General features: G+C 57.6%; 21 protein-coding genes. 16 read left to right on the top strand and 5 right to left on the bottom strand.

The genetic code is table 11. From position 1 onward, the window contains the following. Window positions 1-181 precede the first annotated feature (181 nt). From RA28_RS09365 to RA28_RS09335, 7 genes are all read left to right on the top strand, one after another. Window positions 182-1,201, top strand: a complete 1,020-nt coding sequence (locus RA28_RS09365) for a sugar ABC transporter substrate-binding protein (RefSeq protein ID WP_039527823.1) — start codon at window positions 182-184, stop codon at window positions 1,199-1,201. A 116-nt stretch (window positions 1,202-1,317) separates the two neighbouring features. Then, on the top strand, window positions 1,318-2,388 hold the full coding sequence (locus RA28_RS09360; RefSeq protein WP_039527820.1) for an ABC transporter permease: 1,071 nt from the start codon (window positions 1,318-1,320) through the stop codon (window positions 2,386-2,388). Continuing rightward, window positions 2,388-3,170, top strand: a complete 783-nt coding sequence (locus RA28_RS09355; protein ID WP_039527118.1) for an ATP-binding cassette domain-containing protein — start codon at window positions 2,388-2,390, stop codon at window positions 3,168-3,170. The genes RA28_RS09360 and RA28_RS09355 overlap by 1 nt, the downstream gene beginning before the upstream one ends. Next, window positions 3,167-3,838: a nucleoside triphosphate hydrolase gene (locus RA28_RS09350; protein ID WP_206539622.1), complete on the top strand. Its 672-nt coding sequence runs from the start codon at window positions 3,167-3,169 to the stop codon at window positions 3,836-3,838. The genes RA28_RS09355 and RA28_RS09350 overlap by 4 nt, the downstream gene beginning before the upstream one ends. A gap of 308 nt (window positions 3,839-4,146) precedes the next feature. After that, window positions 4,147-5,181 carry an amino acid ABC transporter substrate-binding protein gene (locus tag RA28_RS09345; RefSeq protein ID WP_039527115.1) on the top strand — a complete coding sequence of 345 codons (1,035 nt, stop codon included), beginning with the start codon at window positions 4,147-4,149 and terminating at the stop codon, window positions 5,179-5,181. 69 nt (window positions 5,182-5,250) lie between these two features. After that, entirely contained in the window at window positions 5,251-6,384 is a 1,134-nt protein-coding gene (locus tag RA28_RS09340) for an ABC transporter permease subunit (RefSeq protein ID WP_039527112.1), read from the top strand. A 1-nt stretch (window position 6,385) separates the two neighbouring features. Next, on the top strand, window positions 6,386-7,453 hold the full coding sequence (locus RA28_RS09335) for an amino acid ABC transporter permease (RefSeq protein ID WP_052261389.1): 1,068 nt from the start codon (window positions 6,386-6,388) through the stop codon (window positions 7,451-7,453). 78 nt (window positions 7,454-7,531) lie between these two features. On the opposite strand, the gene RA28_RS09330 is transcribed toward RA28_RS09335, so the two are convergent. The 3 genes from RA28_RS09330 to metC are packed head-to-tail and all read right to left on the bottom strand — an operon-like array spanning window position 7,532 to window position 10,215. Further along, window positions 7,532-8,416, bottom strand: a complete 885-nt coding sequence (locus tag RA28_RS09330) for an MBL fold metallo-hydrolase (protein ID WP_039527110.1) — start codon at window positions 8,414-8,416, stop codon at window positions 7,532-7,534. A gap of 14 nt (window positions 8,417-8,430) precedes the next feature. Further along, window positions 8,431-9,066, bottom strand: a complete 636-nt coding sequence (locus tag RA28_RS09325; RefSeq protein WP_052261388.1) for a VOC family protein — start codon at window positions 9,064-9,066, stop codon at window positions 8,431-8,433. 9 nt (window positions 9,067-9,075) lie between these two features. Continuing rightward, the gene (gene metC, locus RA28_RS09320; RefSeq protein ID WP_052261387.1) at window positions 9,076-10,215 is read right to left on the bottom strand and encodes a cystathionine beta-lyase; all 1,140 of its coding nucleotides are present in this window, start codon (window positions 10,213-10,215) and stop codon (window positions 9,076-9,078) included. Window positions 10,216-10,343: 128 nt separating this feature from the next. Between metC and RA28_RS09315 the strand changes: the two genes are divergently transcribed. Both RA28_RS09315 and RA28_RS09310 read left to right on the top strand, forming a co-directional pair. Then, the gene (locus tag RA28_RS09315) at window positions 10,344-12,677 is read left to right on the top strand and encodes a molybdopterin-dependent oxidoreductase (RefSeq protein ID WP_052261386.1); all 2,334 of its coding nucleotides are present in this window, start codon (window positions 10,344-10,346) and stop codon (window positions 12,675-12,677) included. Next, on the top strand, window positions 12,674-13,441 hold the full coding sequence (locus RA28_RS09310; RefSeq protein ID WP_052261385.1) for an IclR family transcriptional regulator: 768 nt from the start codon (window positions 12,674-12,676) through the stop codon (window positions 13,439-13,441). The genes RA28_RS09315 and RA28_RS09310 overlap by 4 nt, the downstream gene beginning before the upstream one ends. Window positions 13,442-13,461: 20 nt before the next feature. On the opposite strand, the gene RA28_RS09305 is transcribed toward RA28_RS09310, so the two are convergent. Next, complete coding sequence (locus RA28_RS09305; protein WP_039527106.1) at window positions 13,462-13,857, bottom strand: rhodanese-like domain-containing protein; 396 nt, start codon at window positions 13,855-13,857, stop codon at window positions 13,462-13,464. A gap of 58 nt (window positions 13,858-13,915) precedes the next feature. On the opposite strand from RA28_RS09305, the gene RA28_RS09300 reads away from it, so the two are divergent. From RA28_RS09300 to RA28_RS09270, 7 genes are read left to right on the top strand one after another with little or no spacing between them, the layout of a single operon-like run. After that, on the top strand, window positions 13,916-15,259 hold the full coding sequence (locus RA28_RS09300) for an NAD(P)/FAD-dependent oxidoreductase (protein WP_241481095.1): 1,344 nt from the start codon (window positions 13,916-13,918) through the stop codon (window positions 15,257-15,259). Between the two features lie 7 nt (window positions 15,260-15,266). Further along, complete coding sequence (locus tag RA28_RS09295; protein ID WP_039527103.1) at window positions 15,267-17,333, top strand: hydantoinase/oxoprolinase family protein; 2,067 nt, start codon at window positions 15,267-15,269, stop codon at window positions 17,331-17,333. 3 nt (window positions 17,334-17,336) lie between these two features. Continuing rightward, a complete protein-coding gene (locus tag RA28_RS09290) occupies window positions 17,337-18,983 on the top strand; it encodes a hydantoinase B/oxoprolinase family protein (RefSeq protein ID WP_039527101.1) in 1,647 nt (548 codons plus the stop codon). Between the two features lie 6 nt (window positions 18,984-18,989). Further along, complete coding sequence (locus tag RA28_RS09285; RefSeq protein WP_039527801.1) at window positions 18,990-19,736, top strand: SDR family NAD(P)-dependent oxidoreductase; 747 nt, start codon at window positions 18,990-18,992, stop codon at window positions 19,734-19,736. After that, on the top strand, window positions 19,733-21,634 hold the full coding sequence (locus RA28_RS09280; RefSeq protein ID WP_039527099.1) for a propionyl-CoA synthetase: 1,902 nt from the start codon (window positions 19,733-19,735) through the stop codon (window positions 21,632-21,634). The genes RA28_RS09285 and RA28_RS09280 overlap by 4 nt, the downstream gene beginning before the upstream one ends. Beyond that, window positions 21,631-21,975, top strand: coding sequence for a RidA family protein (locus RA28_RS09275; RefSeq protein ID WP_039527097.1), 345 nt, complete (start codon window positions 21,631-21,633; stop codon window positions 21,973-21,975). Before RA28_RS09280 ends, RA28_RS09275 begins: the two co-directional genes overlap by 4 nt. Before the next feature lie 13 nt (window positions 21,976-21,988). Beyond that, a complete protein-coding gene (locus RA28_RS09270) occupies window positions 21,989-22,732 on the top strand; it encodes an amino acid ABC transporter ATP-binding protein (RefSeq protein ID WP_039527095.1) in 744 nt (247 codons plus the stop codon). A 93-nt stretch (window positions 22,733-22,825) separates the two neighbouring features. Here RA28_RS09270 and RA28_RS09265 read toward each other — a convergent pair whose 3' ends face one another. Further along, a complete protein-coding gene (locus RA28_RS09265) occupies window positions 22,826-24,805 on the bottom strand; it encodes a bifunctional 2',3'-cyclic-nucleotide 2'-phosphodiesterase/3'-nucleotidase (RefSeq protein ID WP_039527093.1) in 1,980 nt (659 codons plus the stop codon). Window positions 24,806-24,991: the final 186 nt, after the last annotated feature.

The raw sequence follows: 24,991 nt of genomic DNA, 5'->3' as shown, positions 1-24,991 counted from the left end.
TGAACATAACCACCTCGTATCGTTATGAAAAGACGCGCGGGCAAATTAATAAATAAACTTTATTTATTTATTGACAGCGCAGTGAGAATCGCGTTTGCTTATTTTCGACCTGCATTGGAGGATGGAGGTAGGTCTCGCTGGCACACCCGGCGGGGCGACGACAACATTTTGGGAGGACAACATGAGAAATCTACTCAAGCTGGCCGCATCGGCGACCGTTCTGACGATGGCTGCAGCATCTGCTCAAGCGGCCGGGGAAACCGTCTGCCTGATTACAAAAACCGACACCAATCCTTTCTTTGTCAAAATGAAAGAAGGTGCGACAGCCAAGGCGGAAGAGCTTGGCATGACGCTTAAGGCATTTGCCGGTAAGATTGACGGTGACCACGAAACTCAGGTGCAGGCCATCGAAACCTGCATTCTTGACGGTGCAAAAGGAATTTTGTTGACGGCTTCTGACACCAGCTCGATCGTGCCCGCGGTTCAGCAGGCGCGGGACGCAGGTGTGTTGGTCATTGCTCTGGACACACCCCTCAGCCCGATTGACTCCGCCGATGCAACCTTTGCAACGGACAACTACAAAGCCGGGCTTTTGATCGGTCAATGGGCCAAGGCGAAAATGGGTGATGCTGCCGCGGATGCAAAAATCGCAACGCTGGATTTGAACGTCAGCCAGCCAACGGTGGATGTTCTGCGCAACCAGGGCTTCCTTGACGGTTTTGGTGTCGATCTGGCCGACCCGAACGTCATCGGGGATGAAACGGATGCCCGCTTGGTTGGCAGCGATGTGACCGACGGAAACGAAGAAGGTGGGCGTCGCGCCATGGAGAACCTTCTGGCCAAGGACTCGACCATCAATGTTGTGCACACAATCAACGAACCTGCCGCAGCGGGGGCCTTCGAAGCGCTCAAATCCATCGGACGCGAAAATGACGTTCTGATCGTTTCAGTCGATGGCGGCTGCCCTGGCGTTCAAAACGTTGAGGCGGGCGTAATTGGCGCGACAAGCCAGCAGTATCCGCTGTTGATGGCATCGCTTGGCGTAGAGGCTGTGAAAAAATGGGCCGATGAAGGTGTAAAGCCGGAAAACACGCCCGGAAAAGACTTCTTCGACACGGGTGTTGCTCTGATCACCGACCAACCGGTTGATGGCGTGGAGTCGATCTCGGTCGCGGAAGGCCTGGAACTCTGCTGGGGCTAATTTAGCGCCGCTTCTGTGAGGCGCGGTTTCGCGCCTCACAATTCCCTACACCCGCATAGCGAAACTTCCTGTAAACTGTCCTCGTGGCCATCAGCCTGCCGCGAAAAGGGGGAGAAATGTCTGAACCAAACCCAGGTGCCCAAGAATTCGAAGCTGCCGCAAGCCGAAGCGAGACTGTTGCAGAGTTTGAAGATCATCGGCGCGGTCTGCTCGGGAAGTTGCAACATCTTCTCCATGTGAACCCGTCGTTCGTGCCACTCATCGTGCTGGTCGGCGCAATTGTGATCTTTGGCCTTCTTCTGGGCTCGAAGTTCTTCTCTCCATTCGCCATGACATTGATCCTTCAGCAGGTTCAGATCGTTGGCATCGTGGCTGCTGCACAGAGCCTTGTTATCCTCACCGCGGGCATTGACCTGAGCGTCGGAGCGATCATGGTCTTTTCATCTGTCATTATGGGGCAGTTTACCTTCCGGTATGGGATTCCGGTTCCGGTGGCCGTTTTCTGCGGTCTTGCCGTTGGCACATTGATCGGGGCCATCAATGGCTGGCTTGTCAGCCGCGTCAAGCTCCCGCCGTTCATCGTGACGCTGGGCATGTGGCAGATCGTGCTGGCGACCAATTTCCTGTATTCCGCGAACGAAACCATTCGCAGTCAGGACATCGAGGCGAACGCGCCATTCCTGCAGTTCTTCGGCACCAAGTTCAGTATAGGGGGCGCGACCTTTACAGTGGGTGTCATTTTTATGCTCGCCCTGATATTCATCCTGGCTTACGCGCTGAAACACACGGCCTGGGGGCGGCATGTCTATGCCGTCGGTGACGACCCCGAAGCGGCAGAGCTCTCTGGTGTCAACGTCCACAAGACCCTGATGTCCGTCTATATGTTGTCAGGTCTGATCTGTGCATTTGCAGGCTGGGCTTTGATCGGGCGGATTGGATCGGTCTCTCCGACATCCGGTCAACTGGCCAATATCGAAAGCATCACCGCGGTTGTGATTGGTGGCATCTCTCTCTTCGGCGGGCGTGGGTCTATTCTTGGGTCGCTGTTTGGTGCACTGATCGTTGGGGTCTTCACCCTCGGGCTCAGGCTGCTGGGCGCGGACGCACAGTGGACCTTCCTTCTTATCGGACTTCTCATCATTGGCGCCGTTGCGGTTGACCAGTGGATCAGAAAGGTATCGGGCTAATGTCAGACACAACACCAGTCGTACAAGGGCGCGGGATCGTGAAGCGTTATGGCCACGTAACCGCCATCGACCACTCTGACTTTGAACTGCGCCAGGGCGAAATCCTGGCGGTCATCGGGGACAACGGAGCGGGAAAATCCTCTATCGTCAAAGCAATCTGCGGCGCGACGATCCCGGATGAAGGCGATATCCTGATCGAAGGGAAGAAGGTCAACTTCACCTCTCCCATCGACGCGCGGAACATGGGGATCGAAATTGTGTATCAGCAACTCGCAATGTCACCCGCACTGTCCATTGCGGACAACATGTTCATGGGGCGCGAGATCCGCAAACAGGGTTTCATGGGCCAGTATCTGCGCCAGCTTGACCGCCCCGCGATGGAGAAGTTCGCGCGCGAGAAACTGACCGAGCTTGGACTGATGACCGTGCAATCGATCAATCAGGCTGTCGAAACGCTGTCAGGTGGTCAACGCCAAGGGGTTGCCGTTGCGCGGGCCGCGGCATTTGCGACCAAGTTCATCATCATGGACGAACCAACCGCCGCCCTTGGGGTCAAGGAAAGCCGGAAAGTGCTTGAACTGATCCAGGACGTGCGGGCACGCGGCATACCGATCATTCTGATCAGTCACAACATGCCACATGTTTTCGAGGTTGCAGACCGCATTCATGTTCACCGTCTGGGCAAACGGCTCTGCACGATCGACCCAAAGGACTACACCATGTCCGACGCGGTGGCCTTTATGACAGGGGCAAACGAACCCCCGAAAGAGGACGCGGCGTGATTCAAGAAGACGCGGAACGCGTTTGTGACCTGATATCCTCCCGAGGGCAGGTTGGGGGCCGGACGATTGTTGCAATCGCCGGCCCTCCTGCGTCGGGCAAGTCCACATTGGCCGAGGCTGTCGTTCATGCCCTGAACGCCCAGCAGGATACATCAGTACCGCACGCTGCGCTTTTTCCTATGGATGGCTATCATCTGGACAACCGCGTACTGGAAGAGCGCGGTTTGCTGTCCAGAAAGGGCGCACCGGAAACGTTCGATGCTCATGGGTTTTGCAGTGCAGTCAAGACCATCCAAACCGCCGAATACGAGACCTTTCACCCGGTTTTCGACCGGAATCAGGATTTGGCAATAGCCAACGCAATTCCCATTCATCCCAACACGCCGGTGGTCGTGGCAGAAGGAAACTACCTTCTGATGGAGCAAGACCCCTGGACTTCTCTGGCCGACGTATTCAGTGCGACTGTTTTTGTTTGTCCGACACTGGAAGAGCTGAAAATCCGGCTGCGCAACCGCTGGCTGCAGCACGGGTTCGATCCAAAAACGGCGCTGGAACGCGCGTCGCGGAACGATCTGCCCAATGCAGAGCTGGTTCTGAGAAGCAGCCGAAAGGCGGATCTCACTTTGTCGCAAAATGACAGCAACACCGGGGCGCATCAGCCGGTCTAAGGCTGCGCGATTTTTGCAACCCGGTCTCATGTGACAATTCCGTTGGGGACTGTCGATCGCTGTGGCGTTGCCCCCCAAAAGCACAATCTGATTTTTCCGCTGACAGGTCCGAGCCCGCGGCACCTGATGGCGCGCGTGACCGGTCCTGTTCCCGTTTTCACTTGCTCGAATTTTGGGCACGACCGCATGGGCCGTGTAGGCAATTGATGAGTCTCAGACTCGACACTGTTGACTCGATGTAGCAAGTTGGTCATTCTCTATATCAATACAAATGTGCTGAAATATAGAACAACAGTGGAGAACGAAAAATGCAGATCAAGGGTCTAGCGACAGGGTTGGCCGTAGCTGCGGGACTGACGATCCCAAGCCTGGCTATGGCGAAAAGCCCGACAATCACGGCCATTCAAGACCGTGGGACCTTGTTGTGCTCGGGTCACAACGGCTCCTACTTTGGCTTCGTCGAGGTGAATGATCAGAACGAGTGGAAAGGTCTCGATATTGACCTTTGCCGCGCGATGACCACGGCACTGCTGGGAGATCCAGAAAAGGCGCAGATTGTTCCGCTCAGCTGGGCGCAGCGTTTTCCGGCGCTGCAATCCGGTGACGTGGACGTGATCATCAAGGCGACCGGCTGGACCATGGGTCGCGATACCGAGCTGGGTCTGCAATTCTCGATCCCGTACTTCTTTGGCGGTGCGCAGTTCATGGCACATGGTGATCTCGGGATTACCGAAGCCAAGGATCTGGAAGGCGGCACGATCTGTGTCGAGGCTGGAACCACCATCGAACGCATTGCCGCGAATTACCTGCAAAGCCTGGCCGTCGAACACACCATGGTCAGTTATGAAAAGGCGTCGGAATTGCGTGCTGCCTATCTGGCCAACCGGTGCGACAGCTTTGTGGCTTGGGGTCCGTTCCTGGCCGTTCTGCGCGCCACGGAACTTGAAAACCCCGATGCGCATGTGATCCTGAATGACCAGTTGTCGAACGAGCCAATCTCCGCCGCAATGCGTCAGGGTGACGAAGATTTCGTCGATTTCACCAACTGGATGTTGGCCGCGCTGCTCATCGCCGAGGAAGAAGGCATCACCTCGGAAAACGTTGAAGAAATGGCCGCAAACCCGCCGAACCCGAAAATTGCCCGTCTGCTGGGCGCTGAGCCCGGTATGGGCGAACGTCTTGGGTTGCGCGACACTTGGGCCAAAGAAATGATTGCCGCCATGGGTAATTATGGCGAGATCTACCATCGCAATTTGGGTGAAAACAGCCCGTACAAGCTGGAGCGGGGTCTCAACAACCTCTGGAGCCATGGTGGCGTGCTTTATGCCCCGCAGCTCGACTAAGTCCTGACTTAGCCCGGGGCTGCAGGTTCTGCGGCCCCGAAACGCCCTTCAAAGCAAAAGATCTGACCCATGGACGCATCCGCACTCAAGGCGCGCGCCAATCGGCGTAAGCTGATCATACAAAGCGCGTTGATTGTTTTTTCGGCGCTTATCATTATCAGCGCCATCCAGAGTGCTCAGGTCAATCTCAATGCTTTGGGGCTTGCCAGTGGTTTTGGGTTTCTCGAACGCTCCACCGGTTGGTCGTACTCCTTCTCACTGATCGACCGAGACATCAACGACAGCTATGCCCGAACCCTGACCATCGGGTTTTTGAACACGGTTTTTCTGGGTCTGCTGACAATCGTATTGTCCACGATCTTTGGCTTCCTCATCGGTACTTTCCGCGATGCGCGAAACCCGGCGCTTAAGACCGCAGCCACTGTCTATATCCAGACCTTCCGAAACATTCCGCTGATACTTCAGGGGATTTTCTGGTACGCTATCGTGATCCACCTGCCGGGCCCGCGGCAGGCGATGAGCCTTGGCGATGCGATCTTCTTGTCGAACCGCGGCTTGATGATCCCGCTGTTGAACGTGTCACTGACCGTTGCGCTGGTGATGGTCCTTGTTTTGATCGCAGCCGCGTTTCTCATGGCGCGTATGAAAATCAGCGTCATCAAGATCGTGCTGGCCCTGATTGGCCTGGGCTTCTTCATGGTGCTGATCGCGACGGGCCTGACAGTCCCAGCGGGTGAGAGCGCGATTTCCTGGCCCGAACTCAAGGGGCTGCGCTTTGTTGGTGGATTGACCATCTCACCAGAGCTGCTGGTGATGATCATCGCGATCACGCTCTATGGCTCGGCCTATATCGCCGAGGTGGTTCGCGGCGGGCTGGCCGAAGTCCCCAAGGGTCTGATCGAGGCGGGCGAGGCGCTGGGTCTGACGCAACGCGCGATCTGGGCGCGGATCAAGATGCCGATGGCGCTACGCACGATCATCCCGCCGCTGGGCAATCAGTGGATTTTCATCATGAAAGCCACAACCATCGGGGTCGCCATCGGCTTTTCCGACCTGTTCTACATCGTCTCTACGTCAATCACGCAATCCGGGCAGACTCTGGAATTGATTGCCATCCTCATGGGCGCGTTTCTGTTGGTGAATTTCTCGATTGCGCAGTTCATCAATTGGCTGAACGAAAGCCTCAAACTCAAGGCGCATTGATATGGCTGACGCGATGGTTTCCAAGAAATTCGACTGGCAGCGGTTTCGCCGCCGTTCTTTTGCCTCGCCGACAGACTCGGTTATCACCGTGATCGTCTTCGCAGGTCTTGCGTGGTTGGTCTGGCAGGCGCTGAACTGGGGCATCCTCAACGCGGTGTGGAGCGCTGATGATGTCGAGCAATGCGGCCATGGTGGCGCTTGCTGGTCGGTCATCGACGCCCGGCACCGGCTGATCCTGTTCGGCCTTTATCCGTACGACGAACATTGGCGTTCTACCCTGGCGTGCCTGTCGATCATCGGCACTGTGGTGATTTCCTGTTTCCCGTGGACGTGGACAGCCAAGCGCCTGTCGACGATCTGGATTGCGGGATTTGCGATCTATTACCTGCTGATGGAGGGCAGCCTGCTGGGCCTGCCGCAGGTGACGACCGACCAATGGGGTGGACTTGCCCTGACCCTGTTCCTGTTCTCGAGCGTTGTACTGATCGGGATGCCGATGGGGCTTGGGCTGGCGCTGATGCGGCGGTCAGAAATGCCCGTGGTGCGTGGGTTCGCCTCGTTGGTGATTGACCTGATCCGATCTTTGCCGTTGCTGACAACACTGTTCACAGCCGCGGTCGTAATCCCGATCCTGCTGCCCAGCTGGCTGGAGGGGGACAAAATCTGGCGCGTGATCATCGCTTTTGGCCTGTTCTTTGCCTGCTACCAGGCCGAAGTGTTACGAGGCGGATTTCAGGCCATTCCAAAAGGTCAGTTCGAAGCGGGCAAAGCGCTGGGTCTGACGTACTGGCAAATCCTTGGGCGCATCGTGTTGCCGCAGGTATTCCGCCACGCGCTGCCCGCAACGGTCAACAACGTGGTCGTGACCTTCAAGGAAACCGCGATCGTGATCATCATTGGGTTCTTCGATATTCTTGCTTCGGCCAATGCCGCGTTCGGTACGGGCGAGTGGGCACCTTATTACATCGAAGTGCTTGCCTTTGTGGCTGCTATCTACTGGGTCTTCCTGTTTGGCCTTGGCCAATACGGCGAATACCTGAAGCGGCGCATGAAAGTTGCAGAGCGGTAATCTCTCCTCGACCTCCCTTCTCCGCGCCTGCACAAGCAACCGCCCATCTGAAGCCGGATGGGCGGTTTTTCGTGACGGTCAGAGTTTATTGATTGGGGTCTTTAGCATCATGTTGCCGTCCGGGTCCTCGGGCACTTCGCCTGCGCGCATGTTGACCTGAAGCGATGGCAAAATGAGCTTTGGAACTGCCAGTTGCGCGTCCCGTTCCGTGCGGAACTTGATGAACTCGTCCCGTGTCTTTCCCTCGCCGACATGGATGTTTTTGGCCTTTTGTTCGCCAATCGTGGTTTCCCACGCAATGGCGCGCCCACCGGGGCCGTAGTCATGGCAGATAAACAGCCTCATCTCGTCCGGCATCGAAAGGACCCGCTGGATTGAATCGTACAACTGGCCCGCATCCCCGCCCGGAAAGTCAGCGCGCGCAGACCCGCCATCCGGCATGAAAAGGGTATCACCTACGAAAACCGCATCGCCGATGACGTGCACCATGCAAGCGGGTGTATGTCCCGGCGTGTGCAGTGCAAAGCACGAGAGGCTTCCCAGTTGGTAGGTCGCGCCATCCGAGAACAAAACATCGAACTGGGACCCGTCTCGTTGAAACTCGGTTCCTTCGTTGAAGATTTTGCCAAACGTATCCTGAACGGTCTGAACATGCTCGCCAATACCGATTTTGCCGCCCAGTTTCTGCTGCAAGTAAGGCGCGGCCGAGAGGTGGTCGGCATGCACATGCGTTTCGATTATCCATTCAAGCGTCAGTTTGTTTTCGCCGATGTAGGCGATGATCTGATCGGCGCTTTCAAAGGTCAGACGCCCGGCAGCCAGGTCAAACTCCATGACTGGATCAATGATAGCGCAGGCTGTCGAGGTCGGGTCGCGCACAACATAGGTGATCGTGTTCGATCCCGGATCGAAAAAACCCGTTACGTCAGGCCTTTGCGTTAGATCAACCTTTGGGATCGTCATGAAACACCTCTTCGTTAGTCGATTGTCACTGACCCCTTCGGGCTGTCCAGTACAAAAGAAAGCGCAGTTGGCCCCTCAGCGATCTCGGCCAAGTGCGAAATCTGCAATGTCTCGAACATCTCTTTCAGGCGCTCAGGGTCCGGCGTCTGGATTTGCACTTTGGACAAAGTCACACCTAGGTTCTGCTGTCCGGTTGACGGATGCGGGCCGGGCGACCATTCGATGAATGCGGGCAGCAAGCCATTTTCAGGCAAATGACCATCTTTGGGGACGGTCAGACGCCAAGTGCGGTCGCCCCGCCGGAAATTCACAACTTCACCCAGATCAATAGGGCTGGACGCGATCACAGCATCCAGATCGTCGGTGTTGACCACCCAGCATAGCGCACGCGGGCGTTCCTTCAAACGCGCCTGAGTGGCCTGATCGTCGAGCGAGAACCAGCGCGTGCGCCCCGGTTCAGGGGCGTCGGGGTCGATTGCGATAAGCTCGAAAAAGCTTTCGTTTCCGGCCTGCATCACGCAGTTATGCGTGCTCATCGCATCGTGCTTGGACCCTTGAGGAATGTCGACACCCAGCGCGTCTTTCATCGCAGACACGCCCTGTGCCAAAGTATCGGCACCGATGGCAAAATGATCGATCTTGTTGCGCATTCTGAATCCTTATTGGTCAAGCAGGGGGAGGGCATTTGCGAGGTCTGATTTCAGACTCTCAACATCCTCCAACCCGATATTGAAGCGGACAAGCTGGCCGGTCTCCGACCATTCTGTTGCCGTACGAACGGGCGTGACGGGCAGGACAAGGCTTTCGTACCCGCCCCAGCTCACGCCGATCCCGAAATGATGCAGCGCATCAACAAATGCGCGTACAGAGCGTTGGCTGCTTGCATGAAACACCACGCCAAACAGGCCCGCCGCCCCGGTAAAGTCACGCGCCCAGTTCTCGTGCCCGGGGCACGAGGGCAGGGCGGGATGCAAAACGGTTTTCACTTGCGGCTGATCCGCAAACCAAAGCGCCATCTCACGACCCGCGGCGTCGATATGCTCCATCCGCAGTTTCAGCGTTCTGAGGCCGCGCAGTGCCAGCAGTATTTCCTGACCCCCGGTTTTATCGCCGATCTGCATCACCGCCTTGCGAATGACCTTTGCATAGGTCGCGCTACTTGCGGTGATCCCCAGCATGCAATCGGAATGGCCCGAGATGTACTTGCTGCCGGAATAGACGACGATATCGACGCCGAGGGCAATGGGCTGGCTAAACACGGGCGTGCCCCAGGTGTTGTCCAGAATCGTCGGCACGTTTGCCGATTTTCCTGCTGCGGCGATGGCTCGAATATCGGGCATCTCAAAAGTTCCCGATCCGGGACTTTCGAACATTATGGCAGCGGTGTCTTCGCGTATCAGATCACGGATGGCGCTGCCGATCATAGGATCGAAATATTCGACCTGAACCCCTTGCTGAGTCAAAAGGCCGTCACAAAACGCGCGCGTGTTGCCATACACATTGTCCGCAACCAACAGATGACTTCCGGGACGGGTCAGGGCCATCAAGGTGGTGGTAATCGCGGCCACGCCTGAAGAGGTCAGCGTGATCGCATCAGCACCTTCGAGCTTTGCGAGCATCTGCTCCAGCTTATGCGTCGCGGCGTTGCCGTAGCGCCCGTAATAAAGCGTGCCGCTTTCGTATCGCGCATCGCGCGCGGCCTCGAACTCGGACAAGGTGTCGAATACCATCGTCGAGCCGAGTTCGATGGGCATATTGACATGCCGCCCCTCGACGCGATCGGGTCTGCCATCGTGCACCAGGCAGTCTGATAAATTGAGTGGAGTGTTCTGCACTTTTGTGCCCTTTAATGTCGGAAGGCATGATGACAGCCTGCCGATGTTGTGTCAATATTTGGAAAACAGATTTTACATAACGGAACAAAAACGTGACCGCAGACTCATCCCGGACCCTGACAGGAAATCATTGGGGCGCTGGTATTTCCGAAACCAGAAATGGCAAACTGGTGGCGGTCCACCCGCATCCGAACGATCCCAATCCGTCCGAGATCAACCGAAATATCGCGTCCAGTCTGAACGGGCGCGCGCGCGTTCTGCGTCCCGCCATACGACGCGGGTGGCTGGAGGGTAGCGGCACGCGCGGGCGTGACAGCTTTGTCGAAGTCAGTTGGGATGATGCACTGGATCTCGTTGCCGCGGAATTGACGCGCGTGCGCGGATCCTATGGCAACACTGCGATTTATGCAGGGTCATACGGTTGGTCCAGCGCCGGCCGTTTTCATCATGCGCAAAGCCAGCTCAAACGCTTTTTGAACGGGCAGGGTGGGTTTGTGCGCTCAGAGGGTAATTACAGCTATAATGCCGCACTGGTGCTGATGCCGCACATCGTCGGTCCGTTCAGAACCCATGTGGCGCAGGCGACCCGCTGGCCCGTTGTTGCCAAGCACAGCGATCTGGTGGTCATGTTTGGGGGCATGGCAACGCGAAACACACAGGTCAGCGATGGTGGTGTGGCGCGTCACAGGATGATGGACAACCTGAAAGCCTGCGCTGAGGCTGGTGTGAAATTCGTGAATTTCAGCCCCCTGAGAACCGATGCCGCTGACGAGATCGGGGCGGAATGGGTGCCACCAAAGCCCGGCACGGATACCGCGGTCATGATGGGATTGGCGCATACTCTGCTGGCGGAAGGACTGCAGGATACCCAATTTCTCGATCGCTATACCGTCGGGTTCTACAAACTCGCGGCCTATTTGAAAGGAGAAACCGACGGGGTCGTAAAGTCCGCCGATTGGGCCGCATCGCTCTCCGGCGTTCCCGCCGAGCGCGTGACCTCGTTGGCGCGGGAAATGGCTGCGGGTCGGACGATGATCACCTGTGCTGCCGCGCTTCAGCGGGCCGACTATGGTGAACAGCCGCTGTGGATGACCGTCACGCTGGCGGCGATGCTGGGGCAGATCGGACTGCCGGGCGGCGGGTATACGGTCGGCTATGGTGTAAATGCCAATATCGGCAACATTGAACGCCCGTTCCGCTGGGGGACATTACCGCAGGGCAAGAACCCGGTTTCTGATTTCATCCCGGTGGCGATGATCTCTGACATGCTTTTGAACCCGGGATCCGAGTATCAATACAACGGCGAAGCCCGCGTTTTCCCTGATATCCGGATGATCTGGTGGGCAGGTGGCAACCCCTTTCACCACCATCAGGACCTGCGGCGCCTCCACCAGGCGTTTCAACGTCCCGAAACGGTGATCGTGAACGAGTTGAACTGGACGGCAACGGCGCGCCACGCGGATATCGTTCTGCCAGTGGCTGCACCGCAAGAGCGCACAGATTTTGGTGGCGGCAAGTCAGACAACGCATTGGTGCCCATGCCCGCAAATGCAGCGCCACCTGGCGAAGCGCGGATCGAGTTTGATATTTATGCCGATCTCGCCCGACGCATGGGACATGCGGACCAGTTCACCGATGGGCTGGACCGTGACGGTTGGTTGCGTCGCATTTGGGCACAAACGCAAGAGGCCGCGCTGGCAAGCGGTGAGCAGTTGCCGGATTGGGAGGCCTTTATCAATGGAGATGTTGTAGAGCTGCGCGACCCATCCCCGCAGCAAGTCTTCATGGCCGATTTTCGGAATGACCCGGATGCGAACCCGCTGCCGACACCAAGCGGTCGGATCGAAATATTCTCTGAACAGATTGCTAGCCTGGGTTTGGATGACTGTTACGGACACCCGACGTGGTTCGCTCCGCGCGACTACTCCGCTGGCACGCATCCTCTTTTTCTGCTGTCGGGTCAGCCCGGCACGCGGCTGCATTCGCAACTGGATAATGGTGACTACAGCCTCAGCCGGAAGGTGCAGGGACGTGAACCGGTTCTGATCCACCCCGAAGATGCCTCTGCAAGAGGGATTGTGGATGGTGATGTTGTCGAGCTTTTCAACGATCGCGGGCGGTGTCTGGCCGGGGCCCGAGTGACGCCCCATATTCTGAAAGGCTGTATTTTTCTCTGGACCGGAGCCTGGTACGACCCCGACTATGACGCCCCGCAAGAGCGTGACCGACACGGCAACCCAAATGCGCTGACCCATGATCTGCGCACATCAAGCCTGACGCAAAGCCCCGCGTCACATTCGACAACGGTGGATTTGCGCCGTTTTGAAGGTGAGGTGCCCGAGCTGACCGTTCATGACCAACCAAAATTTGAAGAGGTTTCGCGTTCTGTTATACAGAACAAGTTGCGAGGAAAGGACGATCAGTGAGTGAAGCACCCAAAGCCCCAAAGGTGGACTCGACCTTGTCCAAAGGGCTGGCCATTCTCGAAAACCTCGCGGCGCATCAAGGCAGCAAAGGTGTCACGGAATTGTCCCGCGAACTTGAGCTGACCAAATCCAACACGTTTCGCTTGTTGCAGACCTTGATCACGCTTGGTTATGTCAAACACCTTGATGACAAGACCTATGCCGCCACCCTGAAGACGTGGCAGGTCGGGCGAAGCTCGGTCGAAAATCTGAACCTGCGCGCGGTCGCTGCGCCCGAGATGGCGTTTTTGAGCCAGGAGACTGGTGAAGCGATCTACCTCGCGGTGCCCGAGGGGTTGAACGTCATCTATATCGACAAGGTTGAAAGCCTAAAGCCGATCCGGTCCTGGAACCCAGTTGGTGGAAGTGCCCCAATACATTGCGTAGGTACCGGCAAAGCCATCCTGTCGAGCAACTTTGAACAACTGCGGGACAAGCTGGATGGTCAACTGGCACGATACACCGACAAAACTCTGACAACGCTGGACGAAGTGAGCGCTGATGTCGCAGAGACCCGCAAACAGGGTTATGCCTTTGATCGTGGGGAGTTTCGTGATCGCATCCTGAGCTTCGGCGCATCCATTCTGTTACCCGATGGCGAGGCAATCGCTGCGCTTGGAATCTCGTTGCCGGATATCAACATGGCTGAAGGTGGCGAAGACAGGTTGGGAATGCTGGTGCATCACGCCGCTGAGGGCGTGACGCAAAAGCTGCGCCAGCTTTGAGGCGCGGCCGGGTTTTTCGCCTAGTCCTTCTTCTCGACTGGCCCACCCGATTTTTCCCACGATCCGAAGCCATCCTTCAGATGTGCCGCTTCAAAGCCCATATCCTGCAACGTCGCGACCGTCAGCGCTGAACGCCATCCAGACGCGCAGTGAAACACGAACTTCTTTCCATCCTGCGCAAAGATGTCTTTATGGTAGGGGCTGTCCGGATCGACCCAGAATTCAATCATGCCGCGCGGTGCATGGAAACTGCCCGGAATGAAACCGGTCCTCTGACGCTCGCGCACGTCCCGGATATCGACGATGACCACATTGGGGTCATCAACCATCCCAATCAGATCAGGTGTTTCGATTTCTTCGATACGGTCACGCGCCTCTTGAACCATCTGGGCCGCCGTTTTCTTGAGCTGAGTCATTTCGTATGTTCCGCTATATAAAACACTCTTTTCATATATTGACACAAAAGTCAGATCGTTGCAACGTAAGCCATATGACTCGCTGGTTGCCGAGCGTGACCTTTACCAACCAAGAGGGTGCCCGCGTATGAACCCAGACAGCCCGATCTCTCTTTGGGACTTATCCGCCGAAGAGCCGGATCTTCGCAACCCCATGACGGGTGATGCGGAAACGGATGTCGCAATTGTTGGCGGTGGCTTCACGGGTTTGTCGACGGCGCTTCATTGTGCTGAGCAAGGGTTGGACGCGCATGTGCTTGAGGCCAAGCATATCGGCTTTGGTGGGTCGGGCCGGAATGTAGGTCTGGTCAATGCAGGTGTCTGGCACCCGCCAGCGGCTGTTCGCAAAAAGCTGGGCGACACATATGGTCCGCGCTTTATCAAGCGATTTGGGGATGGCCCCGCTCAGGTCTTTGATCTGATCGAAAAGCACCAAATCCGGTGCGAAGTGACCAAGACCGGAACCATTCATGCCGCCCATGCGCCGTCGGGTTTCAAGGACTTGCAGGCACGTCACGCCGAATGGGCGCGGCTGGGTGAGCCGGTTGATCTGCTTTCGGCAGAGGAAATGGTCGAAAAGACCGGGACAAACGTGTTTCACGGCGGTCTGCTGGATCATCGGGCGGGGACGATCAACCCAATGGGCTATTGCCGGGGGTTGGCGCGTGCAGCCAAAAGCGCGGGCGCGACGATCACCACGGGTGTTCGGGCGACCAACCTGCGCCGCGATGGTCAGGATTGGATCGTTGAAACAGACAAGGGCACGGTGCGCGCCAAATATGTTGTTCTGGGCACAAATGCCTACAGCGATACCCTGTGGCCGAACCTGAGCCGCGTCTTTACCATGATCCGCTATTTCCAGCTGGCAACGAAACCACTGAAAGCAGATATGGCCCATATCCTTCCGGGCCGTCAGGGGGTTTGGGACACGGGTCAGATCATGTTCAGTATCCGCCGCGACGCACATGATCGACTGGTGATAGGGTCTATGGGGACTGTTGTCGGATCGGTCGGTCGCGGGTTGTCGCACCGTTGGGCCAAGAAACAACTGGCGCGCCTTTTCCCAGAGCTGGGACCGGTGGAGTTTGAAGAAGCGTGGCACGGCAAAATAGCCATGACCCCGGACCACTTGCCGCGCATCTATCAACTGGCCCCCAATCTGCTGACGCCGATCGGGTATAACGGGCGCGGCATCACCACCGGAACCATTTTTGGTGAGTGCATGGCCAAGCTGATTGCCGGTATGGATCCTGCAGAGCTTCCCCTGCCGATGACCGAATTATCGACCGTCCCAACAGCCCCGATCATGTCCCGCCTTTACCAGACGGCTTTCACGGCCAACCAAGTCCTCAAGAGCCTTTAAGAGACCCATGAGCAATTCAGAAATACGCGTCGGCGTCGATATCGGCGGAACCTTCACAGATGTGGCACTTGTGCATCCGGGTGGTCTGTCTACCTGCAAGGTTCTGACCAATTACAGTCAGCCGGAACAAGCTATTCTGGACGGGATTGTCAAAGCGGCGGATCAGGCGGGCGTTGCATTGGGTGAGATTGCTCAAGTCATACATGGCACGACGCTGGTCACCAACGCGCTGATCGAGCGGCGCGGGGCAAAGACCGCCTTCATCACCACCGAAGGGTTTCGGGACGTGATCGAGATGCGCTCGGAAAACCGGTTCGAGCAGTATGATCTGAACCTGAACCTGCCCAAGCCGCTGGTCCCGCGCCAGCATCGTTTCACTCTGAACGAACGGATGGGCGCTGACGGCGAAGTACTGCTGGCGCTCGATCCGGCCGAAGTCGACAAGATGGTGGAAACCATCCGGGCGGGCGGGTTCGAGGCCGTCGCCGTCGGTTTGATGCACGCTTATGCCAACGACTCGCATGAGGTCGCGATGGGTGAGGCGCTGCGCACAGCGATGCCGGACCTGTCGATCTCTCTGTCCTCGGTGATATCCCCGCAGATGCGAGAGTTGCCGCGTTTCAACACCGTGATTGCAAATGCCTATGTGCAACCGCAAGTCGCCGACTATCTCGGGCGGTTGGTGTCGCGGTTGCGCGAAACCGGCGTGATGGCGCCGGTCTTCATGCTGCATTCCGGTGGGGGACTGATTTCGGTCGAAACCGCTGCAGAGCAGCCGGTGCGTCTACTGGAATCTGGCCCGGCGGGTGGTGCGATTTTTGCCGCCGATTTCGCGCGAGCGCATGGGCTGGACAAAGTACTCAGCTTCGACATGGGCGGGACAACCGCCAAGATTTGTCTGATCGAAGAGGGCGCGCCCAAAACGGCAAATACCTTTGAAGTTGCCCGAACCTATCGCTTTAAGAAAGGGTCCGGCATGACCGTTTCGACACCTGTGGTCGAAATGGTTGAAATCGGCGCCGGGGGCGGTTCGATCGCGTCTGTCGACAGCATGGGTCGGCTTCAGGTCGGGCCTCGTTCTGCCGCATCTGAACCCGGACCTGCCTGTTATGGGCGCGGCGGGACGGAACCCACGGTGACCGATGCCAACCTGCTGTTGGGCCGACTGGACCCAGACAACTTTGCCGGGGGTGCAATTCCGCTGCACACAGCAGAATCCGAGAAAGCCGCCGCAAAGCTGAACCTCTCCGCAGGCGATGCTGCCTTTGGTATCACCGAACTAGTCGACGAGAACATGGCCAATGCAGCGCGGGTTCATACGGTCGAGAACGGGCGCGATATTGAGCATTTCACGATGATCGCTTTCGGAGGCGGCGCTCCGCTACACGCTTGCCGCCAATGTGAAAAGCTTGGGATCAAGGCGCTGATCATTCCGCCGGGTGCGGGCGTCGGCTCGGCCATCGGGTTTCTGAAAGCGCCATTCAGTTTTGAGGCGACACGCGGCCTGTTCCAGCGCATGGATGAGTTTGACGCCGGTGCCGTGAATACGGCCTTGATTGAGATGGAGGCCGAGGCGCGCGCGTTTGTGGACGAAGGAGCTAAAGGCGCAGACACGGAAATCCGCCTGACAGCGCAGATGCGCTATTCCGGTCAGGGCTGGGAGATTCCGGTTGTGCTGCCGCATAAACAGTTTGAAGACAGTGATGTATCTCTGATCCTTGCGGCTTTCGAAAATGCCTATCGCACGCTGTTTGGCCGGGTGATTGATGGGTTGGCGGTTGAGATTACGAATTGGCTGCTGACCGTATCAACGGTCTTGCCTGCCGCGGAACCGGTTGTTGGTCATCAGAGTGGGTCTGCTGCAGAAGTCGCCCGCACACGCGAATTCTTTGACGCCGCATTGCGCAAGTCGGTCGAAGCGCGTGAGGTTGAACGGGTGCACATGACGCCAGGCATGGCCGTCGAAGGCCCTGCAATCATCGTGGAATCCGAGACCTCGACGATTGTCACGTCCGGCTATCGCGCGGTGGGGCAAGGCGATGGAAGTCTGCTGTTGCTGGCGAAGGAGGCTTAAGCGATGGGCGCGTCAGATATCGATCATCAGATCATGTGGAACCGCCTGATCGCGGTTGTTGAGGAACAGGCCACCACGCTGATCCGCACGGCGTTTTCGACCTCGGTCCGTGAGGCGGGCGATCTGTCGGCGGGTCTGTTTGACCGCGAGGGTCGCATGATCGCACAGGCGGTGACCGGGACGCCAGGCCACGTCAATGCCATGGCCGAAAGTGTCACGCATTTTGCCGCCCGAATCGGCCCGCAGAACACGTTTGAAGGGGATGTTTTCATCACCAACGACCCGTGGTTGGGGACCGGACACCTGCACGACATCACCGTTGTCACGCCGGTTTTCCGCAAGGGCGCGCATATCGGTTACTTCGCCTGTACCGCGCATGTGGTCGATATCGGCGGGCGCGGTTTTGGACCAGACGGTAACGAGGTGTTTGAAGAGGGTCTGCTGATCCCGATCACCAAGTTTGCCGAGCGTGGCCAGGTTCAGCGCCTGTTGATCGAGATGATCCGCGCCAATGTGCGCACGCCCGATCAGACTGTGGGCGATATGTACTCGCTGGCAGCCTGTAACGAGGCGGGGGATCGCCGGTTGCAGGCAATGATGGACGAGTTCGGGATTGATGACCTGCAATCCTTGTCGGATTTCGTCATCGAAACCAGCCGCAAGGCAACGCTGGAGGCCATCGCGAAAGTGCCCTCGGGTGTCTATCATGAGACGATGCAAGTCGATGGCTATGACGCGCCCGTGCATATGGAAGTGACGCTGGACATTGATGGCGATCAGCTAGTCGCAGATTTTGAAGGAACCTCGGGCATGAGCCGCTTTGGCGTAAACTGCCCCGAGGTCTATACCCGCGCCTATGCCTGCTATGCACTTAAATGCGCAATCGCGCCGGAAGTTCCGAACAATACCGGCTCGCTGGAGCCATTCCGGATCACCGCACCCGAGGGCTGCATCCTCGCGGCCAGACGACCCGCGCCCGTGTCCGTGCGTCATGTGATGGGCCATCTGGTGCCCGATGTGGTTCTGGGCGCATTGCACAAGGCGATGCCCGACACAGTTCCGGCGGAAGGCGCAAGCGCGCTTTGGAATATTCAGATATCTGCCCGCGCCTCGGACCCTGAAAGCGGATTACCGAACCGAGAAGTGCTGATGTTCAACTCGGGCGGCACCGGTGCACGCCCGGAATTCGACGGATTGAGCGCAACGGCCTTCCCGTCGGGCGTATCCACGATGAGCGTTGAGGCGACCGAGCATGTCGGCCCAATAACAGTTTGGCGAAAAGATCTGCGCGAAGGATCCGGCGGCGCTGGGGCGCTGCGCGGCGGATTGGGTCAGACGATCGAGATTGAACCGCGTGCGGGGTATGATTTTTACTTCAACGCCATGTTCGACCGGGTGAAAAACCCGGCGCGTGGGCGCAATGGCGGACTCGCGGGCGGCGCCGGTGCGGTGGAACTGGCCGATGGGTCGGCGCTGCGGTCCAAGGGGCGTCAACTGATCAAGAACGGCCAGCGCCTGAAGCTCAGCCTGCCGGGCGGCGGCGGTTATGGCGCGCCGGAACAAAGGGATCGTGATGCGGTGGCCCAAGATTTGGACGCCGGGTTCATCACCGCCGAACAGGCAAAGAATGACTATGGATTCGAAGGATAAATGCAGATGGCTGACGCTCCAATTGCAGTTGTAACAGGTGCTGCGCAAGGCATCGGACTGGCCTGCGCCGAGGCGCTGAACGAAGATGGCTACAAGGTCATTCTGGTCGATATTCAGGACAGCGTTCACAAGGCTGCCGCCGATCTGGGTGGTGTTGGAATGATTTGCGATATGGGGGACGTGGACGCCATCGGCGCTTTGTTCGACACGATCGAAGCAGAGCATGGCCCGGTCTCGGCCCTGGTGAACAACGCGGGTATCGCCATGCCGGGGAATTTTCTGGACTACGATCTGGATACCTTTGACCGCGTGATGAATATCAATCTGCGCGGTGTATTTGTGGCGATGCAGCGGGCCGCAGCGACGATGGTTGAAAAGGGGATCGAAGGCGCGATTGTAAACATGTCGTCGATCAATGCGCAGGTCGCGATCCCGGCCATCCCGGCTTATTGCGCCTCAAAAGGCGGTGTCATGCAGCTGACAAAAGTCGCTGCCTTGGCATTGGCCAAGAACAACATCCGCGTGAATGCCGTGGGTCCCGGCTCGATCGATACCGAGATGATGGCGGGCGTGAACGCCAACCCCGAAGCGTTCAAAATGGCAATGTCGCGTACACCGCTGGGTCGCTCTGGCACGGCCCGCGAGGTTGGGGATGTGGTGGCGTTCCTGTGCTCGAAAAAGGCCAGCTACGTCACCGGCGAAACGATCTATGTCGATGGCGGCCGCCTTGGCCTGAACTACGTGATGTCATGAGCTACGCGGACGCATATGCAAGCTGGCAGGCAGACCCCGAGGCGTTCTGGGGCAAAGCGGCTGAACAAATCGACTGGTTCAAACCAGCCGAGAAGGTGTTCGATCCCGAGATGGGCGTTTATGGCCGCTGGTTTGCGGGCGCGACGTGCAACACATGCTGGAACTGTGTTGATCGCCATGTCGAGGCGGGGAATGGCGAGCGTACCGCGCTGATCTATGACAGCCCGGTCACCGATACAGTTCAGGCCTTCAGTTTTTCCGAGTTACAGGCAGAGGTTGGCGCACTGGCCTCTGTCATGCGTGCGTATGGCGTTGGCAAGGGCGACCGCGTTGTCATCTACATGCCGATGGTGCCGCAGGCGGTGTTTGCGATGCTGGCCTGTGCCCGTTTGGGGGCGATCCACTCGGTTGTGTTCGGCGGTTTTGCACCGCATGAATTGGCGACGCGGATCAATGATGCCGCACCCAAGATGATCATCTCAGCCTCCTGCGGGATCGAGCCGGGACGGATCGTGCATTACAAACCCCTGCTGGATGCTGCCATCGCGGAAGCGGCGACCAAACCCGATCACTGCCTGATCCTGCAACGCGATATGGAGCGGGCCGACCTGATCCCGGGTCGTGATCTGGACTATGCCGAACTGGTCAGTCAGGCGAAAGCCGCCGGGGAGACCACCGAATGCGTGCCGGTCGCTGCAACCGATCCGCTTTACATCCTCTACACATCCGGCACCACCGGCCAGCCCAAGGGCGTGGTGCGGGACAATGGCGGCCATATGGTCGCCCTGAAATGGACGATGGAACACCATTACGGCATGAACCCGGGCGAAGTATTCTGGGCTGCGTCAGATGTCGGCTGGGTCGTCGGACATTCGTATATCTGCTATGGCCCGCTGCTTCACGGATGCGCCACGGTTGTCTATGAGGGCAAACCGGTGGGCACCCCGGACGCGGGCGCTTTCTGGCGTGTCATTCAGGATCATCAGGTCGCGGCGCTCTTCACGGCACCAACGGCCTTTCGCGCGATCAAGAAGGAAGACCCAAGGGGCCTTCTGATCGAACAATACAACCTGTCCAAATTCCGCACGCAGTTTCTGGCGGGCGAACGCTCGGACCCGGCAACGATCCAATGGGCAGAAGAAAAGCTGAAGCGCCCGGTGATTGACCATTGGTGGCAGACCGAGACCGGCTGGGCCATGTCCGGCAACCCGGTGGGGTTGGGGCAGCTTCCGGTCAAGTACGGCTCACCCGGTAAACCGATGCCCGGTTATGACATCCGTGTTCTGGATGACGAAGGGCACGAGGTTGAACCGGGCACGCTTGGCAACATCGTCTGCAAGTTGCCCCTGCCGCCTTCGGGCTTTCCGACGCTCTGGAACGCGCCTGAACGGTTTCTGACCTCATACATGAATGAGTTCCCCGGATTCTACGCCACTTCGGACGCCGGGATCATCGACGAGGACGGCTATGTCTTCATAATGGCCCGCACGGATGACATCATCAACGTGGCCGGGCACCGGTTGTCGACCGGGGCGATGGAAGAGGTGATCGGTGCGCACCCCGACATCGCCGAATGTGCCGTCGTCGGCGCAGCGGATGCGATGAAGGGTCAGATGCCGCTGGGGTTCTATGTCACCAACGATGGCGCAAACCGCGATGCGGCAGAGCTGGAGAAAGAGCTGGTCGCGCTCATGCGGGAACAGATCGGCGCGGTCGCTGCTTTCAAAACCGCCATCCCGGTTAAGCGCCTGCCCAAGACCCGCTCGGGCAAAGTTCTGCGCGGCACGATGCAGAAGATCGCAGACAGCGCCGCGTTCAAAATGCCCGCTGCCATCGATGATCCGGCCATATTGGACGAGATATCAGATGCGCTGAAGGGCAGGGGACTACTGTCATGATCGAACGCCTGCATACCGGCGCAAGAATGTCGAAGATCGTCAAACACAACGGCGTGGTTTACCTGTGCGGACAGGTCGGAGCCGGAGAGAGCGTTACCGAGCAGACCCAAGACTGTCTGTCGCGTATAGATGCCCTGCTGATCGAAGCGGGCTCTGACCGTGCGCATATTCTGCAAGCCATAGTCTGGCTGCGCGACATGGCGGAATTCGCAGAAATGAACGCTGTCTGGGATGCCTGGGTGCCAGAGGGTCACGCCCCCGCGCGTGCCTGCGGCGAGGCTCGGCTGGCAAGAGATGTCCTGAAAGTAGAGATCATCGTCACAGCAGCGATAAAACCCTGAAGGGAGGCGCACCATGTCCGATACGCCAGCGGTCAAATTGACCAATGTCGAAAAATACTATGGTAATTTCCACGCCCTGAAAGACATCAACCTCACCGTGACACGGGGTGAGAAAATCGTCGTCTGCGGGCCATCAGGGTCAGGCAAATCGACCATGATCCGCACGATCAACCAGCTTGAAGAACATCAGTCTGGCCTGATCGAAATCAATGGCCACGAGATAAGCGCCGAAGACCCCAATATCGACAAGTTGCGGCAGGATGTTGGGATGGTGTTTCAGCACTTCAACTTGTTCCCGCACATGACAATCCTTGAAAACTGCACGCTGGCCCCGATGCTGGCGCGTAAAATCCCGCAGGCCGAAGCGGAAGAGACCGCGATGATGTATCTGGAAAAAGTACAGATCGCCAATCAAGCGCCCAAATACCCCGGCCAGCTTTCCGGTGGTCAACAGCAGCGCGTCGCGATTGCTCGCGCATTGTGCATGACGCCTGATATCTTGCTGTTCGACGAGCCGACCTCGGCCCTTGATCCTGAGATGATCGGCGAGGTTCTGGACGTCATGGTGACGCTGGCCCAGGAAGGCATGACCATGATTTGCGTCACCCATGAAATGGGTTTTGCGCGTAAAGTGGCGGACCGCGTGATCTTCATGGACGCGGGTGAGATCATCGAAGAAGATGACCCGGAAAGCTTTTTCGAAAGTCCGAAAAGCGAAAGAACAAGGAATTTTCTGGAACAGGTTCTGACGCACTAGGTCGGAACCCTCGGATGGGTTCGACAAAGTTTGGCCGCCGAATGCCTAAGCATCCGACGGCCAATTTTTTTATGAGCTTTGGTTGGCGAAACCCTAAAGTTTGATGCGGAACGCGGCGAACCCCTCGGCGCCTTCGCCGGCATCTTCGATTGAAACGCCTTTTACGTCACTGATGTAGTCACGGGCTTTGGGGCCGGTTTCAAACAAAACAGTCGTATCTTCGAGCGGTGCAAACGACCAGTTGGCATCGGCTTTGGGATCAATCGTGCCTTGTTCGACGATGTAGCGCACGATGACGTCACGGTTGGTATCAGGAGCTTCGAAAACAATCGTATCGCCCAATGCGCCGGGGAAAGACCCACCGCCAGACGCGCGATAGTTGTTGGTTGCAATGATGAACTCCATATCGTCGGTGACGGGTGCGCCGTTGAATTCAAGGTTTACGATCCGTGCCGCTTCGGGGTTTTCTTCCTCACCCTTTGGTCCGAAACGCGAAGGCTGTGACAGATCGATTTGATATGTCACACCATCCATGACATCGAAGTTGTAGGACGGGAAATCCGGGTTTAGCAGGATTGCATCTTTCGAGCCCGCCTCGACCTGATTGAACATCCCGGCCGAGCGTTCCAACCAGCCGCGAACTTGGGCTCCGTTCACCCGAACGGCGCGCACCGTGTTGGGGTAAAGGTACAGATCGGCAACGTTTTTGATGGCGACATCGCCCACCGGAACATCCGTGTAGTAGTCCGGTCCGCCACGGCCACCCGCCTTGAAAGGGGCCGCCGCCGACAGGATCGGCAGGCCCTCGTGCTCTGTGCCTTTCAACATTTCCGCGACATACCATTGCTGCGCGATTGAAACGATCTGCACGGATGGATCATCCGCAACCAGCGCAAAATAGCTGTGCAGCGGTGCCGAGGTTTTGCCGACGGCCCGGCGCACATAGGCCAGCGTTTCGTCATGATCCGCCGCAACCGAGTCCAGAACCGTCTGATCATCTTCGACCAGTGCGGTGATCGAACGATCCTCGTTGCGTTTGGAGATCGGACGTGCCTCGGACGTCGTGGTCACAACGCGCCATTCGTTCCCGTCGCGTTCAAGCAGCAGATCAAGCAAGCCCAGATGTGAACCCCAAAAACCACCCATCACTGCAGGTTTGCCCATAAGCGTCCCATTTTCCACGTCGATACCGGGACGGTCCTCAAAAGTTGGTGACGGGAACACGAGGTGATTGTGACCGGTGACGAGCGTATCAATTCCATCGACCCCTGCCAAAACGACCGAAGCATTCTCCATGCCGTCCGCATGGTCGGCTTCTCCAATCCCCGAATGCGACAGCGCGATGATCAGGTCGCAGCCCTGTTCCTTCATTTCGGGCACATAAGCTTGCGCGGTTTCGATGATATCGCGCGCTTGGACATTGCCTTCCAGGTGCTTTCGGTCCCAATTCATGACCTGAGGCGGGGTGAAGCCGATAACGCCAATTTTGATCGGGTGCTTGGTGCCGTCGCCCATCTCGATCTCGCGGTCAAGAATGGCGTAGGGCTGAACCAGGGTTGTGTCTTCGCGGGCGTTTGCGCCCTTTTCCTTGGCGATGTTGGCAAGAACAACTGGGAACTCTGCGCCTGCAAGCGCCTTGTCCAGAAACTCAAGACCGTAGTTGAATTCGTGGTTGCCCAGCGTGGCAGCATCATAGCCGACCGTGTTGAATGCAGTGATGATTGGATGGCTGTCGCCTTCCTTCATTCCGCGTTCGTAGGCGATGTAGTCGCCCATCGGGTTGCCTTGCAAGAAGTCACCATTGTCGACCAAGAGCGAGTTGGTCGCTTCGGAGCGGATCTCATTGATGATCGAGGCGGTGCGCGAAAGACCAACCGTGTCGCGCGGCTTATCCGCATAGTAGTCGTACGGAAAAACGTGAACGTGGATATCGGTCGTCTCCATGATCCGCAAATGCGCCTGATTGTTGGCCGCCGAAGCGGAAAACGGGTGCAGTGTGATTGCGGCCGCGCTGGCAGTCGTGGTGGCCAGAAACTGGCGGCGCGACATCTTCAGTCGATTGGAAAAGGACATAGGGGCACCTTTCAATGGTATGGGTCGACGCGCTTTCTGGATAGTTTTCGCAACAAGGATGTGACAACGCTCTCACACCCATCCCACGCGTCGGGCTTTGGGCAAAATTATGCGAAGTGGGTCTGTAGATTCCTATTGTGTAACAGTAGGCCAAAAACCAGCGTTTCGAAACCCGTACAATATCGG

Source organism: Ruegeria sp. ANG-S4 (genome assembly GCF_000814005.1).
Lineage (GTDB): Bacteria > Pseudomonadota > Alphaproteobacteria > Rhodobacterales > Rhodobacteraceae > Ruegeria.
The sequence above is the reverse complement of the archived record's forward strand: the minus strand, read 5'-3'. Positions and strand labels throughout refer to the sequence as shown.

Bases quoted from the DNA above. Each gene is read 5' to 3' on its own strand.
- RA28_RS09365 (WP_039527823.1), top strand. From the start codon at position 182: ATGAGAAATCTACTCAAGCTGGCCGCATCGGCGACCGTTCTGACGATG.
- RA28_RS09360 (WP_039527820.1), top strand. From the start codon at position 1,318: ATGTCTGAACCAAACCCAGGTGCCCAAGAATTCGAAGCTGCCGCAAGC.
- RA28_RS09355 (WP_039527118.1), top strand. From the start codon at position 2,388: ATGTCAGACACAACACCAGTCGTACAAGGGCGCGGGATCGTGAAGCGT.
- RA28_RS09345 (WP_039527115.1), top strand. From the start codon at position 4,147: ATGCAGATCAAGGGTCTAGCGACAGGGTTGGCCGTAGCTGCGGGACTG.
- RA28_RS09340 (WP_039527112.1), top strand. From the start codon at position 5,251: ATGGACGCATCCGCACTCAAGGCGCGCGCCAATCGGCGTAAGCTGATC.
- RA28_RS09335 (WP_052261389.1), top strand. From the start codon at position 6,386: ATGGCTGACGCGATGGTTTCCAAGAAATTCGACTGGCAGCGGTTTCGC.
- RA28_RS09330 (WP_039527110.1), bottom strand. From the start codon at position 8,416: ATGACGATCCCAAAGGTTGATCTAACGCAAAGGCCTGACGTAACGGGT.
- RA28_RS09325 (WP_052261388.1), bottom strand. From the start codon at position 9,066: ATGCGCAACAAGATCGATCATTTTGCCATCGGTGCCGATACTTTGGCA.
- RA28_RS09305 (WP_039527106.1), bottom strand. From the start codon at position 13,857: ATGACTCAGCTCAAGAAAACGGCGGCCCAGATGGTTCAAGAGGCGCGT.
- RA28_RS09295 (WP_039527103.1), top strand. From the start codon at position 15,267: ATGAGCAATTCAGAAATACGCGTCGGCGTCGATATCGGCGGAACCTTC.
- RA28_RS09290 (WP_039527101.1), top strand. From the start codon at position 17,337: ATGGGCGCGTCAGATATCGATCATCAGATCATGTGGAACCGCCTGATC.
- RA28_RS09285 (WP_039527801.1), top strand. From the start codon at position 18,990: ATGGCTGACGCTCCAATTGCAGTTGTAACAGGTGCTGCGCAAGGCATC.
- RA28_RS09280 (WP_039527099.1), top strand. From the start codon at position 19,733: ATGAGCTACGCGGACGCATATGCAAGCTGGCAGGCAGACCCCGAGGCG.
- RA28_RS09275 (WP_039527097.1), top strand. From the start codon at position 21,631: ATGATCGAACGCCTGCATACCGGCGCAAGAATGTCGAAGATCGTCAAA.
- RA28_RS09270 (WP_039527095.1), top strand. From the start codon at position 21,989: ATGTCCGATACGCCAGCGGTCAAATTGACCAATGTCGAAAAATACTAT.
- RA28_RS09265 (WP_039527093.1), bottom strand. From the start codon at position 24,805: ATGTCCTTTTCCAATCGACTGAAGATGTCGCGCCGCCAGTTTCTGGCC.